Origin of the sequence: Nocardia yamanashiensis NBRC 100130, assembly GCF_001613325.1 — a bacterium.
GTDB classification, from domain to species: domain Bacteria; phylum Actinomycetota; class Actinomycetes; order Mycobacteriales; family Mycobacteriaceae; genus Nocardia; species Nocardia yamanashiensis.
Genome location: NZ_BDCD01000006.1, coordinates 128,970 through 147,151, shown reverse-complemented (window position 1 = coordinate 147,151; position 18,182 = coordinate 128,970). Strand labels below are relative to the sequence as shown.

17 protein-coding genes are annotated in these 18,182 nt (G+C 68.1%); 14 read left to right on the top strand and 3 right to left on the bottom strand.

Features of this window, described 5'->3' with window-relative positions; genetic code table 11:
* Window positions 1–9: 9 nt before the first annotated feature.
* On the bottom strand, window positions 10–363 hold the full coding sequence (locus NY1_RS06615) for a DUF4873 domain-containing protein (RefSeq protein ID WP_084534708.1): 354 nt from the start codon (window positions 361–363) through the stop codon (window positions 10–12).
* Between the two features lie 44 nt (window positions 364–407).
* Window positions 408–1,328, bottom strand: coding sequence for an AurF N-oxygenase family protein (locus NY1_RS06610; protein ID WP_067709486.1), 921 nt, complete (start codon window positions 1,326–1,328; stop codon window positions 408–410).
* Window positions 1,329–1,423: 95 nt separating this feature from the next.
* Between NY1_RS06610 and NY1_RS06605 the strand changes: the two genes are divergently transcribed.
* Window positions 1,424–2,137 carry a TetR/AcrR family transcriptional regulator gene (locus tag NY1_RS06605; RefSeq protein ID WP_233434229.1) on the top strand — a complete coding sequence of 238 codons (714 nt, stop codon included), beginning with the start codon at window positions 1,424–1,426 and terminating at the stop codon, window positions 2,135–2,137.
* On the opposite strand, the gene NY1_RS06600 is transcribed toward NY1_RS06605, so the two are convergent.
* Window positions 2,119–3,354: a DUF418 domain-containing protein gene (locus tag NY1_RS06600; protein ID WP_084534707.1), complete on the bottom strand. Its 1,236-nt coding sequence runs from the start codon at window positions 3,352–3,354 to the stop codon at window positions 2,119–2,121. The two genes, NY1_RS06605 and NY1_RS06600, sit on opposite strands and share 19 nt — an antisense overlap.
* Before the next feature lie 132 nt (window positions 3,355–3,486).
* Between NY1_RS06600 and dop the strand changes: the two genes are divergently transcribed.
* From dop to NY1_RS06535, 13 genes are all read left to right on the top strand, one after another.
* Window positions 3,487–4,986 carry a depupylase/deamidase Dop gene (dop, locus tag NY1_RS06595; protein ID WP_067709480.1) on the top strand — a complete coding sequence of 500 codons (1,500 nt, stop codon included), beginning with the start codon at window positions 3,487–3,489 and terminating at the stop codon, window positions 4,984–4,986.
* 411 nt (window positions 4,987–5,397) lie between these two features.
* Window positions 5,398–5,592, top strand: a complete 195-nt coding sequence (locus tag NY1_RS06590; protein ID WP_067536347.1) for a ubiquitin-like protein Pup — start codon at window positions 5,398–5,400, stop codon at window positions 5,590–5,592.
* 65 nt (window positions 5,593–5,657) lie between these two features.
* Window positions 5,658–6,449 (top strand): proteasome subunit beta, encoded by a 792-nt coding sequence (gene prcB / locus NY1_RS06585; protein WP_084534706.1) that lies wholly within the window; start codon window positions 5,658–5,660, stop codon window positions 6,447–6,449.
* Window positions 6,446–7,219 carry a proteasome subunit alpha gene (prcA, locus tag NY1_RS06580; protein WP_067709476.1) on the top strand — a complete coding sequence of 258 codons (774 nt, stop codon included), beginning with the start codon at window positions 6,446–6,448 and terminating at the stop codon, window positions 7,217–7,219. Before prcB ends, prcA begins: the two co-directional genes overlap by 4 nt.
* 115 nt (window positions 7,220–7,334) lie before the next feature.
* Complete coding sequence (locus tag NY1_RS06575) at window positions 7,335–8,129, top strand: peptidase inhibitor family I36 protein (RefSeq protein ID WP_157762081.1); 795 nt, start codon at window positions 7,335–7,337, stop codon at window positions 8,127–8,129.
* 179 nt (window positions 8,130–8,308) lie between these two features.
* Window positions 8,309–9,667: a Pup--protein ligase gene (gene pafA, locus NY1_RS06570; protein WP_218026768.1), complete on the top strand. Its 1,359-nt coding sequence runs from the start codon at window positions 8,309–8,311 to the stop codon at window positions 9,665–9,667.
* Window positions 9,668–9,912: 245 nt separating this feature from the next.
* The gene (locus NY1_RS06565) at window positions 9,913–10,905 is read left to right on the top strand and encodes a helix-turn-helix transcriptional regulator (protein ID WP_157762080.1); all 993 of its coding nucleotides are present in this window, start codon (window positions 9,913–9,915) and stop codon (window positions 10,903–10,905) included.
* A gap of 158 nt (window positions 10,906–11,063) precedes the next feature.
* Entirely contained in the window at window positions 11,064–12,038 is a 975-nt protein-coding gene (locus tag NY1_RS06560) for a helix-turn-helix transcriptional regulator (protein WP_067709537.1), read from the top strand.
* Window positions 12,035–13,048: a 2-dehydropantoate 2-reductase gene (locus tag NY1_RS06555; protein WP_233434228.1), complete on the top strand. Its 1,014-nt coding sequence runs from the start codon at window positions 12,035–12,037 to the stop codon at window positions 13,046–13,048. Before NY1_RS06560 ends, NY1_RS06555 begins: the two co-directional genes overlap by 4 nt.
* A 107-nt stretch (window positions 13,049–13,155) precedes the next feature.
* Entirely contained in the window at window positions 13,156–13,425 is a 270-nt protein-coding gene (gene tatA, locus NY1_RS06550) for a Sec-independent protein translocase subunit TatA (protein ID WP_067709467.1), read from the top strand.
* Window positions 13,426–13,518: 93 nt separating this feature from the next.
* Window positions 13,519–14,502 carry a twin-arginine translocase subunit TatC gene (tatC, locus tag NY1_RS06545; protein ID WP_067709466.1) on the top strand — a complete coding sequence of 328 codons (984 nt, stop codon included), beginning with the start codon at window positions 13,519–13,521 and terminating at the stop codon, window positions 14,500–14,502.
* A 3-nt stretch (window positions 14,503–14,505) separates the two neighbouring features.
* Entirely contained in the window at window positions 14,506–17,202 is a 2,697-nt protein-coding gene (locus tag NY1_RS06540; protein WP_067709464.1) for a DEAD/DEAH box helicase, read from the top strand.
* 115 nt (window positions 17,203–17,317) lie between these two features.
* Window positions 17,318–18,085 (top strand): DUF4333 domain-containing protein, encoded by a 768-nt coding sequence (locus tag NY1_RS06535; RefSeq protein WP_067709462.1) that lies wholly within the window; start codon window positions 17,318–17,320, stop codon window positions 18,083–18,085.
* Window positions 18,086–18,182 lie beyond the last annotated feature (97 nt).

Sequence of the window (18,182 nt, the reverse complement as noted above, 5' to 3'; positions counted from 1 at the left end):
GGCCTGCGATCAGGCCGGAATATCGTCCTCGGCCAAGGGGAACGGTGGCGCGCCGATCCCGGTGACTCGCAGATTGCCCCACGGATCACGCTCCTGGAGCCGACCGGCGACCGGGGTGCCGCCGGGCAGGGTGAGAAAGATCTGACCCCGCCCGGGATCGGGCAGATCCGCCGTTTCCGGGGCGGAAATCCGCCCGTACCAATGAAAATGGCCGTCTGTCGGGTCCAGATGACCGCTCAGCGCCACCGTGACCGACAGCTCCAGTCCCGGTGCGTCGAGCAGCGCCGGGCCCGAATATTCCGGCGCGGGTTCAGGTTCCAGCGCCCCCGCGGCGGTGCCGTCGCCGGTACCCCGCCCGCGCAAGGCGCTGCGGCTCCGATCGCGGGCACGCTCCCGCCGCCGGAACCTCACAGCAGCCCCCGCCGCCGCCAGATCCGCTTGCCGAGCGGCCCGATCAGCCCCTGCTTCTCCAGGAACGCACCGAGATTCGCCGCGCCCGTGCCGAGCGTGCGCTGCGCGTGCGGATTGCTTCGCGCGATCCGGCGGGCCGCACGCCCGTCCTCGATCCCGGCCCGGCTGTACATGTGCCAGTTCGTCATCAGATGCACGAACAGCGGCGCGGCCACCGCCACACACAAGCGCGTATACGCCAGTTCGGATTTCGACATGGTCGGCACCCGCCGCGCCAGCGCGTCACGCGCGAAACCGATGTGCCGCGCCTCCTCGGTCACGTGAATGCGCATGGCCCGCGCCACCACCGGCTGCAATTGCGGATCGTCGAGGGTGCGGCGCTGGATCGCGTCGAAGATCTCCTCGCCGACCAGCGCGCCCACCCACACCATCGACCCGCGCAGGAACAGCTGCAACGCGCTGATGGTCAGGCGCTCATAGCGATTCGGCCAATACGGGCGGGCCTCCACCCGGTCGATGAGCTTGCCGAACATCATCATGTGCCGGCATTCGTCGCCCATCTCGGTGAGCGTGTAGTGCGCGTGCCGCGAGGTCGGATCGCTGGCCATCAGCTCGCGCAGCAGCAGGCGATTGAGCAGGTTCTCGAACCAGATGCCCACCGAGAGCACGTTCGCCAGTTCCTGGCGGGACAGTTCGCGGCGCTGCTCGGGCGTCATCTGCTCCCACAGCGCGGTGCCGTAGAGCGAGATCACCTCCGCGGGCAGGAAGAGTTTGTCCGGATCCAGGGGTGCGTCCCAGTCCAGATCCACCACGGGGTCGTAGGACTTCTTCACCGAACCCTGCAGCAGGCGCTGGGCGAAGGATTCGCGGGGCAGTAGTGCGGCAGTGGTGTCGGCGGTGACGGCGTTGTCGCCCATGACAGCTCCTCGCTCGATAACTGATACAAGCTGTTACACTCAGATTAGTGGTACACCGTGTATCGGTCAACGATCGGATGGGTATCGTGAGCGGCGTGACCGGGACCAGCGCGAGAAAGCAGAACCAGGCCGAGGACGGCCGCAGTACCCGCTGGAACGGGCACAAAGCGCGGCGGCGGGCCGACATGCTCGATGCCGCCACCGCCGTGATCGAGGAGAACGGCATCGAGATCTCGGTGCAGCAGATCGCCGATCGGCTGCATGTGCCGCGCCCGGTGGTGTACCGGCATTTCGACGGCCGCGCCGATCTGGACGAGGCCATCCGCCGCCACATCCTCGAACAGCTGCTGGCCGAACTGCTGCCGCGACTACGACCGGACGGGACCGTGCGCGATGCCGTGCGCGGGGCCGTCGGGACCTATGTCGGCTGGGTGGAACGGCGTCCCAATCTGCACCGTTTCCTCACCGCGGCCGACCCGCAGCACGTGTCGTCGAGTGCGCTCGCGGGTGCGCGGGACCGGATCGGCGGGCAGCTGGCGGATCTGTTCGCCGATATCCTGGCGCGCTTCGGGCTGGACCGGAATCGGGCGCGGCCCATGGCATTCGGCATGGTCGGGTTCGTCGACGGGGTCGTCAACAGCTGGCGCTCGGACGACACCCTGACCTCCGAGCAGGTCGAGGGGATCCTCACCGAATCGGTGCTGGCGCTCATCGAGGGCAACGCCCGCAGCCTGGACGTGCCGCTCTCACGCGACAGCGTGGTGGCCGAGGTGATCGCCCGGGCGGGAGCTCAGGCCGCGGCGGGCTGACGGCGTTCGGTGAGCGCGCGATAGCTCGCGTTCCACAGCCATTCGACCGGGCCGCGCTCGAAACGGCGCAGCCACAGGTGCGCGAAGACCAGCATGAGCGCCGACACCAGCAGGTAGACCCCGACGGTGAACGGGACTCGGGCGTTCGGGGAGACCAGTTCGGCCAAGCCCAGACCCCAGCCGTAGCAGATGGCGCCCGCGACCAGGTTCTGCAGGATGTAGCAGCTCAGTGCCATCCGGCCGACCTCGGCGAAGCGGCGGCCGACCAGACCCGGGGCCGGGCGGCGGACGTACAGCTCGGCGACCAGGGCCAGGATGCCCATGGCGACGAACGGGGCCAGGCCGTAGCGGGTGAACACGATGAGATCCCCGCCGATCATGCCCAGCGCCAAGTCCAGGGGTGCGGCGACGGCGAAACCGATGATCATGAGCCGCTTGCGGATTCGCGCGCCCTCGGGCAGGAAGACGCCGGCGCGGTATAGACGGGCGCCCAGCAGGAACAGGGCGATCGACATGGGGAAGATCAGGATCGGTTCCAGGCGGAAGACCAGCAGGTGCTCCCAGCGGAAGACCACCAGGTCCCAGAACGAGCCGTCGGCATAGGGATTCGGGTCCAGGGGTTCGCGGGCCGGGGCATCGCCGGCGGGAGCGAAGGCCATGGCGACCGCGAGCAACGACAGCATGGTCACATGGATGCTCGCCGCCACAATCAGCCAGCGGCGTTGCGCCTTCGGGCTCGTGGCCAGCACGAATGCCACCACCAGGCCGGTGACGGCGTACCCCATCAGTACATCGAACTCGGCGACCAGGAAGAAGTTCAGCAGGCCGTCCAGGAACAGCAGACCCGCGCGAATCGGATAGCCGCCCGGCCAGCGTCGCCCCGACTTGACCGCCGAACGCTGCTGAATCGCCAGGCCGATGCCGAACATGATGGTGAGCAGGCCCAGGAACTTGCCCTGCGCCAGCTGCTGCAGGAACCGTTCCGCCCACAGCCAGGCGCCGTCTGGTTCGTCACTGTGGGCGAAATAGCCCAGCAGCCCTTCGGCATTGGTGAAGATCCAGATATTGGTGCCGAGCGTGCCCAGGATGGCGATGCCGCGCAATACGTCCAGGGCGGCCAATCGGGACGAATGTGGTTGTGGGGGAGTGGGATTCGATGCCTCCGGCGCGCCGGTGGCGGAGGGCGTCACGCGTTGCGGGGAGACCGATTCGACCATGCGCGTCATTCTGCCGGGCGGGCCGGTCATTCCGGATCGGCCTGCGGGACGATGCGGCATCCGACTCGCGAATGACCCCAACCCGGACAGTCCACCCGCGCCCGGGTGTGGTGTTCGCCTAGGCTCGAACCCATGCAGCGCATCATCGGAATCGAGGTCGAGTACGGCATTTCGACGCCTACGGAGCCGTCGGCCAACCCGATTCTCACGTCGACCCAGGCGGTGCTCGCCTATGCCGCGGCCGAAGGCGTGCCGCGCGCCAAGCGGACTCGCTGGGACTACGAGGTGGAATCCCCGCTGCGCGACGCGCGCGGTTTCGATCTGGGCCGGCTCAACGGGCCCGCCCCGGTCATCGACGCCGACGAGGTCGGCGCGGCGAACATGATCCTGACCAACGGCGCCCGGCTCTATGTCGATCATGCCCATCCCGAATACTCCGCGCCCGAGGTCACCGACCCCCTGGACGCGGTCATCTGGGACAAGGCGGGCGAACGCGTCATGGAAGCGGCTGCCCGGTACGCCTCGAGCGTGCCCGGCGCACCCCGCATGCAGCTCTACAAGAACAATGTCGACGGCAAGGGCGCCTCCTACGGCACCCACGAGAACTACCTGATGAGCCGCGACACCCCCTTCAACCAGATCATCCTGGGCCTGACCCCGTTCTTCGCCTCCCGTCAGGTGATCTGCGGGTCCGGGCGGGTGGGCATCGGGCAGTCCGGTGACACCCCGGGCTTCCAGCTGTCGCAGCGCGCGGACTACATCGAGGTCGAGGTCGGGCTCGAGACCACGCTCAAGCGCGGCATCATCAACACCCGTGACGAACCGCACGCCGACGCCGACAAGTACCGGCGCCTGCACGTCATCATCGGCGATGCCAACCTGTCGGAATGGTCGACCTACCTCAAGGTCGGCACCACCGCGCTGGTGCTGGACCTCATCGAGGCCGGTGAGGACCTGTCGGATCTGCAGCTGGCCCGCCCCGTGACCGCGGTCCACACCATCTCCCACGACCCCACTCTGCGTGCCACCGTTGCCCTTTCGGACGGCCGCGAGCTCACCGGCCTTGCGCTGCAACGCATCTACCTCGATCGCGTCGAGAAGTTCATGGACCGCGAAGGCAATGACGACCCCCGCGTGCAGGACGTCATCGAGAAGTGGGCCCACGTCCTGGATCTGCTCGAGCGCGATCCCATGGAAACCGCCGACCTGCTGGACTGGACCGCCAAACTCCGTCTGCTGGAAGGCATGCGCAACCGCGAAGGCCTCACCTGGGCCGCCCCCAAACTCCACCTGGTCGACCTCCAGTACTCCGACGTCCGCCTGGACAAGGGCCTCTACAACCGCCTCGTCGCCCGCGGCTCCATGCAGCGCCTGGTCACCGAACAGCAGATCGTCGACGCCATGACCAACCCGCCCACCGACACCCGCGCCTACTTCCGCGGCGAATGCCTGCGCCGCTTCGGCGCCGACATCGCCGCCGCCAGCTGGGACTCGGTGATCTTCGACCTGGGCGGCGATTCCCTGGTCCGCATCCCCACCCTGGAACCCCGCCGCGGCACCAAGTCACACGTGGGCAAACTCCTCGACGGCGTGAACACCGCCTCCGAGCTGGTCCAGCAGCTGACGCACTAGAACCTGCGAATCATGGCCCCCGAGACCAGGTCTCGGGGGCCATGGGCTGCGAGGTAGCCGGCAGCGTGCCGTGGTGCGGCGTAGCCCTCGGCTCCGGCGGTCGCGACCGGACGGCGAGGCCGCGGCCGGACACGGACTCCCACTCGGTAGCCGATGCCCCGGAGTCGCCGCTGATCTCCGATTTCGGGTCTCGTGCGGGCTCGCGCCGATCATTCTCCGGGGGTTCGGGGGCTTGCCCCCAAGTTCTCCATAGGGGGTCCGGGGGCGCAGCCCCCGGGAGCTCGGAGAGATCACCGCTCCACCACATTGCGGCTTAATCCGGCATGTTGTCGCCGACCGTGGGTAATGTTGACTGCACGAGCATCGGATCTTTCCGGTGCTCGCCGATGATCACAGAGGAGGTCGGCTGCTATGGCACAAGAGCAGACCAAGCGCGCCGGTGGTGGCGACGAGGACGAGGGCCCGGTCGGGGACGGTGCTGCTGGACAGGAGCGACGCGAGAAGCTCGCTGAAGAGACCGACGACCTGCTCGACGAGATCGACGACGTCCTGGAGGAGAACGCGGAGGACTTCGTCCGCGCCTATGTGCAGAAGGGCGGCCAGTGACCCAAGGTGACCCCCTGCGGCTCCAGACGGGGTTCGCCCAATCCTCTTTCTCCGAATACTTGCGGATGTCCGCTCCGGAACTGTTGCCCGGCAACGGTTCCCACGGTCCCGGCGCACCCCTGACCGGGGGTGCGCCCTCCGATATCGCCCCGCACGGCACCACCATCGTCGCGGTCTCCTACCGCGGCGGTGTGCTGATCGCGGGCGACCGGCGGGCAACCCAGGGCAATCTGCTGGCCAGCCGTGACATCGAGAAGGTGTACATCACCGACACCTACTCGGCGGCGGGCATCGCGGGCACCGCGGGCATGGCGATCGAAATGATCCGCCTGTTCGCGGTCGAGCTCGAGTACTACGAGAAGATCGAAGGCGTCCCCCTCACCTTCGACGGCAAGGCCAACAAGCTGTCGAAGATGGTGCGCGACAACCTGCCGGCGGCCCTGCAGGGCCTGGCGGTGGTGCCGCTGCTCGTCGGGTTCGATCCCGCCGCGCAGGACCCGGACAAGTCCGGGCGCATCATTTCCTACGACGTGGTCGGCGGCCGCTCGGAAGAGCGCTTCGGCTACACCGCGGTGGGGTCGGGTTCACTGTTCGCCAAGTCGTCGCTGAAGAAGACCTATCGCCGCGGCATCGATCAGGACACGGCGCTGCGCAATGCGGTCGAGTCGCTGTTCGACGCCGCCGACGACGACACCGCCACCGGCGGTCCCGACACCATGCGGGACATCTACCCGACGGCGGTCGTCATCGACGCCGAGGGCGCCGCCGAGGTGTCCGAGGAACGGCTCAAGGACATCACGCGGGCGATCGTCGCCGATCGTGCCGCCCTGGCTGCGGAAGGGGGCGGCGAAGCATGACACTGCCGTATTACGCGTCGGCCGAACAGATCATGCGCGACAAGACCGAACTTGCGCGCAAGGGCATCGCCCGGGGCCGCAGTGTCGTCGTGCTGACCTACGACAAGGGCGTGCTGTTCGTCGCCGAGAACCCTTCGGCGACACTGCACAAGGTGAGCGAGTTGTACGACCGTGTCGGTTTCGCCGCGGTCGGCAAGTACAACGAGTTCGAGGCGCTGCGCCGCGGCGGCATCCTGCAGGCCGACCTGCGGGGCTACCAGTTCGACCGCCGCGACGTCACCGGCCGCTTCCTGGCCAACCTCTACGCGCAGAGCCTGGGCAGCATCTTCACCGATCAGCTCAAGCCCTACGAGGTGGAGATCTGCGTCGCCGAGGTGGGATACCCGGAGCAGGAGTCGAATTCGGTCCTGTACCGGATCAACTTCGACGGATCCATCGTCGACGAACGGGAATTCGTGGTGATGGGCGGCAATACCGACCCGATCATCGCCGCGCTCAAGGGTTCCTACAAAGCCGGCATGGACCTGCACACCGCGGTCACCGTCGCCACCGCGGCCCTGCAGAAGGCCGCCCCCGAGGGCGACAAGGACAAGCGCACCGTCGGCGTCGGCTCGCTCGAGGTGGCCACCCTCGAACAGGCCCGCCCCCGCCGCGCCTTCCGCCGCATCCAGGGCTCGGTCCTGCAAGAACTGGTCACGGGCAAGGCCGCCACCGCCAAGGCCGCCGCGGAAGCCGACAAACCGTCGGCCGGAGACCCCTCCAACCCGTAGCCCCGCACCAACATTCGGCCCGCACGGCACCGGGCCCCCACGTTCGGCCGCGATTCCGCCCGGAATCGCGGCCGAACGTGTTTACGATCACACCCCCGCTGGCGATTGTGCCTGTGTGACAAGGATTGTGGCGCTACTGACGCTGCTCGTACTGAGCGTCGGAGTGACCGGATGCAAGCAGGCCGATCAGGATCAGATCGTCAAGAAGACCGAGGAGGCGACCTGCGAATTGGTCGTTCCGGTGGTCGATTACATCGCCACCACGTTGCGCGCCGGGCGCACCGTGCAGACCGCGGCCGTCGCCGCGGTCGCCACCGTGGCCGGTATCGCGCTCACCGCCGCGTGCCAGGTGTTCGTCGAGAACCTCAATGCCGAACCGGACAAGGACCAGCCGGTGGTGGTCGTCACCGGCAAGGGCGGCAACGACCTGACGGTGTCGGGGAAGACCTTGCCCGCCAAGGTCGAGGACATGTGCAAGACCAAGGGCGGCTGCGACGGGTTCGACCGCTGCCCGGACAAGAAGATCTGCCTGTTCACCGGGAGCGACGGGAACGGCAAGATGTCGCTGTTCGCCGAGGGTTCACCGGATCTGCGCGGGCAGCACATCGACGCGGCCACAGTCTCGGTCCTGAACCGGACCGGTACGTTCGTGACGCTGTTCGACAGGTACGACTATCGCGGCGATACCTACCGGGTCGAGAAGGGTACGAAGGGCGATCTGCCGAATTCCTGGAGTGCGCGGGCGCATTCGATCCACGTGGGCGCCGTGCCGACCGGCACGCCGGCCTCGTCCAGCACCACCACGACCACGACAACCACCCCGGTGACGAGCACTTCGGTCGTCCCGTCGAGCAGTACGGTCAAATCGACTCCGGTGGCGAGTTCCGGTGTGGTGACGACGACAAAATAATCCCGCTATTCGGGACGATTTTCTTTGCACTCTCAATGGGAGAGTGCAAAGGGGCCTTGCTTTTTCGCTGCGTGCGCGTGCTGCCGGGTTGCAGACCGTGCTAAATCGTTGTGAACCCGTTTGCAGTACCTGTCCGAGTACACCCTGGTAGCACACAACATCGCTGTAATGTCGATAGGGTGCAGCGACGAATCATGGGGATCGAAACCGAATTCGGGGTGACGTGCACCTTCCACGGTCACCGTCGGTTGAGTCCTGACGAGGTGGCCCGGTATCTATTCCGCCGGGTAGTTTCTTGGGGCCGTAGTTCCAACGTGTTCCTCCGTAATGGCGCCCGGCTCTACCTCGATGTCGGTTCCCATCCGGAGTACGCGACGGCCGAGTGCGACAGCCTGGTGCAGCTGGTGACGCACGACCGCGCGGGCGAGCGGGTCCTCGAGGATCTGCTCATCGACGCCGAACAGCGTCTCGCCGAAGAGGGTATCGGCGGCGACATCTACCTGTTCAAGAACAACACGGACTCCGCGGGCAACTCCTACGGCTGTCACGAGAACTTCCTCGTGGTGCGCGCCGGTGAGTTCTCCCGCATCTCCGATGTGCTGTTGCCCTTCCTGGTGACCCGGCAGTTGATCTGCGGCGCCGGCAAGGTGCTGCAGACGCCCAAGGCGGCGACCTTCTGCCTCTCGCAGCGGGCCGAGCACATCTGGGAAGGCGTCTCCTCGGCGACCACCCGGTCCCGGCCGATCATCAATACGCGTGACGAGCCGCACGCCGACGCCGAGAAGTACCGGCGCCTGCACGTCATCGTCGGCGACTCGAACATGGCCGAGCCGACCACCATGCTCAAGGTGGGCACGGCCTCGCTGGTGCTCGAGATGATCGAGGCGGGCGTGGCGTTCCGGGACTTCGCCCTGGACAACCCGATTCGGGCGATCCGCGAGGTCTCGCACGATCTGACCGGCCGCCGCCCGGTGCGGCTGGCCGGCGGACGGCAGGCCAGCGCCCTCGACATCCAGCGCGAGTACTACGCCCGCGCGGTCGAGCACCTGAACAATCGCGATCGCGATCCGCAGGTCGACGCGGTGGTGGACCTGTGGGGCCGCACCCTGGACGCGGTCGAGGCGCAGGACTTCGCCAAGGTGGACACCGAGATCGACTGGATCATCAAGCGCAAGCTGTTCCAGCGCTACCAGGACCGCTACAACATGGAGCTGTCCGATCCCAAGATCGCCCAGCTGGATCTGGCCTACCACGACATCAAGCGCGGCCGCGGCGTCTTCGACCTGCTGCAGCGCAAGGGTCTGGCCAAGCGGGTCACCGAGGACGAAGCGGTCGATGCCGCGGTCACCACGCCGCCGCAGACCACCCGGGCCAAGCTGCGCGGCGATTTCATCACCGCCGCCCAGGAGGCCGGACGCGACTTCACCGTCGACTGGGTACACCTCAAGCTCAACGATCAGGCGCAGCGCACGGTCCTGTGCAAGGACCCGTTCCGTTCGGTCGACGAGCGCGTGGACCGGCTCATCGCCTCCATGTAGTCGCGAACATCGGTGTAGCGCAACCTGATTGCGCGTCGATCCCGAGTGCACAGCGGGCCGCGAATCCTCCCGGGTTCGCGGCCCGTGGCATGTGGGGTGGGGCCGGGACCCCGCCGATCGCCGGCGCGGCGGCCGGGCCCCAGCCTGCGGCGGGAACCGCGGCTCACGTCCCGCGCAACCGGGTCCGGCGAATTTTGGGACCCGCCGTACCACACCGGCGGGGCGGGGACATTACTCTCTTACGGGTGGCGATATCCAAGGTCGAGCGGTTGATGAATCTGGTTATCGCGCTGCTGTCCACCCGCCAGTTCCTGACCGCCGAGCGGATCCGGGAAAGTGTCGCGGGTTACGAGGAGTCCGCGAGCGACGAGGCGTTCAGCCGCATGTTCGAGCGCGACAAGAACGAGCTGCGCGATCTGGGCATACCCCTGGAAATCGGCCCGGTGAGCCGGTATTCGAGCGTGGAGGGCTACCGGATCAACCGGGACTCCTACGAACTCCCCGATATCGACCTGACCAGCGAGGAAGCCGCCGCTGTCGCGGTCGCGGTGCAGCTGTGGGAATCGCCCGAGCTGGCGACCGCCGCGGAAGGCGCGCTGCTCAAGCTGAAAGCGGCCGGCATCCATGTGGAACCCGAATCCGGGGTGGCCTCGGTGCCCGCGGTGCCGGCGCGCACCCGTGGCTCCGAACCCGTCCTCGGCAAGCTGCTGGCCGCCATCGACGCGGGCCGGGCGGTGAAGTTCCAGCACCGGCAGTCGCACGGCGATCCCATCGAACGTGATGTGCAGCCCTGGGGTGTGGTCACCCATCACGGCCGCTGGTACCTGGTCGGCTTCGACAATGCGCGCCAGGCCGAACGCGTCTTCCGGGTCTCGCGCATCGGCGAGGAGATCGTCGAATACGGCCCGGCCAACGTGGTGCACAAACCCGAGGGCGTGGACGTGCGCGCCCGCGTCGCCGAGGTGACCGGGCAGGCCCCGATCACCGGTTCAGCCACGGTGTGGGTCGCCGACGGGCGCGGTCAGGAGATCCGCCGTCTGGGCGCCACCATGGAGGAGCGCGAGATCGGTGGCCGCAAGGGCTCCATCGTGGAAGTGCCGGTGCGCTCGCGCGATTGGCTGGCCCGCCTCATCACCGGTCTGGGCGCGGATGCCCTGGTGCTCGCGCCGGAAGACCTGCGCGACAATGTGATCGCCCGGCTCGAGTCGGTGCTGGAACGGACGGAGGTGTCGGCGTGAGCGACGGGGCCGGAGGCGGCAGCGAGCGTAACCACGGAGGCACCCGGGAACGCCGTAATGTGCAGAGCGTGACGCGCGCGTCCGATGGTCGGGAACGCCGGGGCAATGCGGCGGCGGCCGGCAGCCGGCTCTCCACCCGCCTGGCCCGGCTGCTGAACATGATCCCGTACTTCCAGGCCAATCCGGGCATCTCGGCCGCCGAAGCCGCCGCCGAACTGGGCGTCACCACCAAACAGCTGATGACCGACCTGAATCAGCTGTGGATGTGCGGGCTTCCGGGCTACGGACCCGGTGACCTGATCGACCTGTCCTTCTCCGAGGAGAGCATCGAGGTCACCTTCTCTGCGGGCATCGACCGGCCGTTGCGGCTGACCTCCCTGGAGGCGACCGCGCTGCTGGTGGCGCTGCGGTCCATCGCCGACCTGCCCGGCATGGTCGATCCGAGCGCCGCGCAGTCGGCCATCGCGAAGATCGAATCCGCCTTCTCCGGACTGGAATTCGACGCCGTCACCGTCCCGGTCCCCACCGAGGCCCCCGCCGTGGCGACCGTCCGGTCCGCCCTGGAGCGCGATCACGCCCTGCGCCTGGTCTACTACTCCGCCAGCCGCGACGTGGTTTCCGAGCGCGTGGTGGATCCCATCCGGATCGTGCTGGTGGACAACAACTCCTACCTGCGCGCCTGGTGCCGCGAAGCCGAAGGCGTGCGCCTGTTCCGCCTCGATCGCATCGAAGAGGCCACCGAACTCGACGAACCCGCGCGCCCGCCCGCCGAGGCCGCCGCCGACGAGACCTCCGCCCTGGACCTGTTCGTCGACGATCCCGCGGTCCCGCTGGCGCGCTTGCTGATTCGCCCCGACTACGCCTGGGTGCTCGACCAGTACCCCATGCACAAGGTCACCACCCACGCGGACGAGAGCATCGAAGCCACCATGCGCTTCGCCACCCTCGACTGGATGGCCCGCCTGCTGCTCGGCTTCGGTTCCGGCGTCACCGTACTCGGACCGCCCGAACTGGTCAGCGCCGTCCGCGAGCGCTCGGGCGCCGCGCTGGCCGCCTACGCCGCGCTGGCCCACGAACCGGACGCCGCGGACGCGCTCGCGCCGACCGGGCTCGAGGAGGTCGGTCCCGCTTGAGCTTTCGCGTGATGGTGCTCGGCGCGGGCAGTATCGGGGTGTACGTCGGTGGATCGCTCGCGGCCGCCGGCGCGGACGTCACCTTCGTCGGCCGGCCCCGCATGCTCGACGAGATCACCGCCCACGGCCTGCGGCTCACCGACCTCGACGGCCATGACATCCGGGTCGAGGCGGGGCAATTCCGTACCGCCACCGAACCTTCCGGCGATGCCGACCTGGTGCTGATCGCGGTGAAGTCGGCCGATACCGAATCCGCGGCACGTCAGCTGTCGGGCCTGCTGAAGCCCGGCACCGTGGTGATCAGCCTGCAGAACGGCATCGGCAACGACGCGGTGATCCGCGAGGTGCTGCCCGCGTGCGTGGTGCTGCCCGGCATGGTCATGTTCAATGTCGTGCACCATTCCGGCGGCCGGTTCCATCGCGGCACCGCAGGCGGGGTGGCCATCGCCGATGACCCGGTGCTGAACCGATTCGCCCCGGTCTTCGGCACATCCGGCCTCGAGGTCAAGCATTACCCGGACCTGCTGCCGGTGCAGTGGGCCAAGCTGCTGCTCAACCTCAACAATCCGATCAACGCGCTGTCGGGCCGCCCGCTGCGCGAGGAGCTGGGCAATCGCGACTATCGCCGCTGCCTGGCCTTGACCCAGCGCGAGGCCCTGATCGCCATGGATCACGCCCGCATCCGCCCGGCCCGGCTCACCCCGCTGCCGCCCGAACTGATGGCCCGCCTGCTCACCTTCCCCGACGGCCTCTTCCAACGGGTTGCCGGCAAGGTGCTGGCCATCGATCCGGTGGCCCGCTCGTCCATGGCCGACGATCTGGCCGCCGGCCGCAAAACCGAGATCGCCTGGCTCTGCGGCGAGATCGTGAGCCTCGGCACCATGGTCGGCATACCCACGCCGGTGAACCGCAGGTTGATCGAACTCGTGCACCGGGCGGAGGATGGCGACCGTCGCACCTGGTCGGGCGCGGAGTTGCTGGCGGAACTGACCGCGGCCGCGGCGAGTTAGTCGTTCACCGGGCGTTCACGCGAGCGCCCCGACTACTTGACGGGTGCAGCCGTCATATGCATGTCCGGTAGCATCTGAAACACCACATTCTTTGGAGGTAGGAAACGATGGGCTCGCTCAGTCCCACACATCTGCTGATCGTCGCGCTGGTCTTCTTGCTGTTCTTCGGCGCCAAGCGGATGCCCGACGCCGCCCGTGGCCTCGGCCGGTCGTTGCGCATCTTCAAGAGCGAAATGAACCAGATGCAGACCGAGGGCAAGGCCGAGGAAGCCGCCCCCGCCGCGGCCCCACAGCCGCAGGCACAGCTGCCGCAGGCGCAGGCCGCCGCGCCGGCCGCGAACCTCACCAAGCCGCAGGGCGACCAGCAGCAGGCCTGATCCAGGCCACGGTGCCGGGGTGAGCGCATGTTCATCCCGGGATAGCTTTTTGTCCAGGTCCGGGGCGTTCACTCGCAGCGAGGCAGCACTTACATGCGTATTCCGTTCGATCCGCGACGCAGCAAGCGGCGAACCAATCCCGACGGCACCATGTCGTTGGTCGAGCATCTGGCCGAGCTCCGGACCCGGCTGCTCATCGCGCTGGCGGCCATCGCGGTCACCACGCTCCTGGGCTTCTACTGGTATTCGCATTCGCTGTTCGGCATCACCGCGCTCGGCGACATCCTGACCGGACCGTACTGTGAGCTGCCCGCGTCCTCGCGCGCCGCGCTCAGCCCCGACGGCGCCTGCCGATTGCTGGCCACCGCGCCGTTCGAGCAGTTCATGCTGCGCTTGAAGGTCGGCGTCACCGCGGGTGTGGTGCTGGCCTGCCCGATCTGGCTGTATCAGCTGTGGGCGTTCATCACCCCGGGCCTGTACGCCAAGGAACGCAAGTACGCGGTGTCCTTCGTGACCGCCGCCGCCGCGCTGTTCGTCGCGGGCGCGGTGCTGGCGTACTTCATCGTCTCGCACGCGCTGGCGTTCCTGATGACCATCGGCAACAACGTGCAGATCACCGCCTTGAGCGGTTCGCAATACTTCGGTTTCATCATCCAGCTGCTGATCATCTTCGGCGTCAGCTTCGAAACGCCTTTGATCATCGTGGGTTTGAACTTCGTGGGCGTGCTCACCTACGAACGCCTCACCAAATGGCGGCGCGGCCTGATCTTCGGCCTGTTCGTGTTCGCGGCCATCGTGACCCCGCAGGATCCGTTCTCCATGCTGGCGCTGGCACTGGCCCTGACCGTGCTGTTCGAGGTCGCGGTGCAGATCGCCCGGATCAACGACAAGCGCAAGGCGAAGCTGAACGAGGACTGGAGCAAACTCTCGGACGACGAGGCCTCGCCGCTGAGCGATACCTCCGGCGTCGAGGGCGTCGCGCCGGTCGAGGCTCCCGAGCCGGTCGGCGCGACGACACCCGCGACATCGCCGGAGAAAACCACGCGATCCACGTCGGACTACTCCGATACGCTCTGACAAGTGACATCAAGGTCGCTTACTGGCGAACTGGCGGCATTCGCCGCCGAACTGAAATTCGCACTGGATCCCTTCCAGCAGCAGTCGTGTGAAGCCCTCGAGGCCGGGCACAGCGTGCTCGTGTGCGCGCCCACCGGCGCGGGCAAGACCGTGGTCGGTGAATTCGCCGTCCACATGGCCCTGGCCTCGGGCGGAAAGTGCTTCTACACCACGCCGATCAAGGCGCTGTCGAACCAGAAGTTCGCGGACCTGACCGAGCGCTACGGACGCGACACCGTCGGCCTGCTGACCGGGGACCAGTCCATCAATCCGGACGCGCCCGTGGTCGTCATGACCACCGAGGTGCTGCGCAATATGCTCTACGCGAGCTCGGATGCGCTGCAGGGCCTTTCGTACGTGGTGATGGACGAGGTGCACTACCTCGCGGACCGCTTCCGCGGCGCGGTGTGGGAGGAAGTCATCCTGCACCTGCCGCCGGAGGTGCGCCTGGTCAGCCTGTCGGCGACCGTCTCCAACGCCGAGGAATTCGGCGCCTGGATGGAAACCGTGCGCGGCGATACCGCGGTCATCGTGGACGAGACCCGGCCGGTGCCGCTGTGGCAGCACGTCATGGTCGGGCGGCGCATGTTCGACCTGTTCGATCCCAAGTCCAGTGACGCCAAAGTGGTGGTGGACCAGGACCTCGTCCGGTTCATCAAACAGCGCGAAGCCGTTGACCGGATGGAGAACTGGGGCGTGCCCGGGCGCGGTCGCGGCGGCGGGCGGCGCATGTACCGGCCCACCCCGCGGCCGGAGGTGATCGCGCGGCTGGACGAGGACGGGCTGCTGCCGGCCATCACCTTCATCTTCAGCCGGGCCGGTTGCGATGGCGCGCTGGCGCAGTGCGTGCGCTCGCGGCTGGACCTCTCGCGCGAGGAGGACCGCGAGGAAGTCGACGCGATCATCGAGAAGCACACCGGGGATCTGCCGCGCAGCGATCTCGAGGTGCTCGGGTACTGGGAGTGGCGTGAGGCGCTGCATCGCGGGTTCGCGGCGCATCACGCGGGCATGCTGCCGGCCTTCCGGCACACCGTGGAGGAGCTGTTCGTCAAGGGCCTGGTGCGGGCCGTATTCGCCACCGAGACACTGGCATTGGGCATCAACATGCCCGCGCGGACCGTGGTGCTCGAGCGCCTGGTCAAGTTCAACGGCGAGAGTCACGCCGAACTGACGCCGGGGGAGTACACGCAGCTCACCGGGCGTGCGGGGCGGCGCGGCATCGATGTCGAGGGGCACGCGGTGGTGCTGTGGCAGCCGGAGGTGGACACCAGCGCGGTGGCCGGTCTGGCCTCCACCCGAACCTATCCGCTGCGCAGTTCGTTCCGGCCCGGCTACAACATGTCGATCAATCTGGTCGATCGCATGGGCGCGGCGGAATCGCGGGCGCTGCTGGAGCGGTCCTTCGCCCAGTTCCAGGCCGACCGGTCGGTGGTCGGGTTGGTGCGCGGCATCGAACGCAACGAGGCGCAGATGCGGAAACTGCGCTCGCAGTTGGGTGATGAGAGCTTCTTCGAATACATCCAGTTGCGTGAACGCATCCGCGAGCGGGAACGCAGCATCGAACGCCAGGGCCGCACCGATCGGCGGCAGGCCGCGGTGTCGGCACTGAGCTCGCTGCGGCGCGGTGACGTGGTGGCGATTCCGTCCGGACGACGCCAGGGCCTGGCCGTGGTGCTCGAACCCGATATGACCCCGGGCGATCCGCGACCGCTGGTGCTGACCGAGGACAAGTGGGCGGGCCGGGTATCGGCCGCCGATTTCCCCACGCCCGCACAGGCATTGGGCAAACTGCGGCTGCCCAAGCACGTCGATCACCGCACCGCGCGCGTGCGCCGGGACCTGGCCTCGGCGCTGCGCAGCAGCGGGATCAGCGTGCCCCGGCGCGGACGCGGCGGCGGGCCCAAGTCGCGGGCGGCCGACGATCACGAACTGCAGGCGCTGCGGCGCGCGCTGCGCAACCATCCGGCGCACTCGCGCCCGGACCGGGAACAGCTGGCGCGCATCGGCGAACGCTACAACCGGGTGGACCGGGAAACCGAATCCATGCGCCAGCAGGTCGCGGCCACCACCAACTCCCTGGCCCGCACCTTCGATCGCATTCTCGGGCTGCTGCAGGAACGCGGCTATGTCGCCGACGGTGAGGTGACCGCGGACGGGCGGCGGCTGGCGCGCATCTACGCCGAAGCCGACCTGGTCGTGGCCGAAAGCCTGCGCCAGGGCCTGTGGCGGGGTCTGGGCCCGGCCGAGCTCGCGGCCGTGGTGTCGATCCTGGTCTACGAATCCCGGCAGGAGGGCGGTTATCTCGGCGCGTCCGGACCGACCGCACCGATTCGCCGCGCCGTGGACGCCACCATCGGCGTCTGGAGCCAATTGCGTTCGGACGAAGCCAAACACCGATTGCAACCGACCCGCGAACCGGACCTGGGTTTCATCTCCGGCGTGCACACCTGGGCCGCCGGCGGTGACCTCGCCGACGCCCTGCTGGCCAGCGGCGATCGCGGAAACTCCTTGTCGGCAGGCGATTTCGTACGATGGTGCCGTCAGGTGATCGATCTGCTCGACCAGATCCACTCCACCGCCGACGACGAGGAGGTCGCCGCCACCGCGGCCAAGGCCGTGCGCGCCATCCGGCGGGGTGTCGTGGCGGTGGACGCCGCCTAGCCTGGGCGACTGTGATTTGATTTCCTGAACGTAGGCGACCGCGGTGGGTTCACGAGCGTGTTCCCGCTCGGGGGGCTAGCGTGTTGTGCAACGGAATTGCGATGGAGGCAAGCAAATGAGCGGCCCGTACGGACCGAACGACGCCCCTGGCACAGGGGAGGGACGCAACGATCCGACGCAGCAGTGGGGCGGCGGCCAGCCCGCGCCCGGCGGTGCTGTTCCGGGTCAGCAGTGGGGTGGACAGCCGCAGCAGCCGGCGCCGCCGACCGCGCAGTGGGGCGACCCGCAGCAGGGCCAGCCCGTACCGGGCCAGCAGCCGTGGGGGCAGAGCCAGCCGCAGCAGCCGGTCCAGGGCCAGCCGCAGTGGGGACAGAGCCAGCCGCAGTGGCCCCAGCAGGGCCAGCCCGGGCAGCAGGACTGGAATCAGAGCCAGCCGCAGCCGCAGGTGCAGCCCGGCGCGCAGACCTGGGGGCAGAGTCAGCCGCAGTGGCCGCAGCAGGGCCAGCCGGACTGGAACCAGCAGACCGGGCAGCCGGGCCAGCAGTGGCCGCAGCCGCAGCAGCCCGGCGGCAAGAAGAAGACCGGCCTGATCATCGGCGGCGTCGCGGTGCTGCTGGTGGTGCTGGGCGGCATCATCGCCGGGGTGCTGTTCCTGACCGCCACCGACAAGCTCGACAACAAGGCCGTGGCGACCGGGGTACAGAAGGTACTCAAGGACTCCTACGGCATCGAGGACGTGCAGGACGTCAGCTGCCCGTCCGGGCAGAAGGTCAAGGTGGACGCGACCTTCGAATGCCAGCTCAAGGTAGGTGGCGAGAGCAAGAAGGTGACCATCAAGGTGACCAAGGACGACGGCACCTACGAGGTCGGGCGTCCGAGCTAGACCGACTCTCGGGCTCTCGGGGCAAGCCCCTGTAGCCGGGTGAGCACGGCGCGAAAAGCATTGAGCCCGGGGCGATTCGAGGAATCGCCCCGGGCTC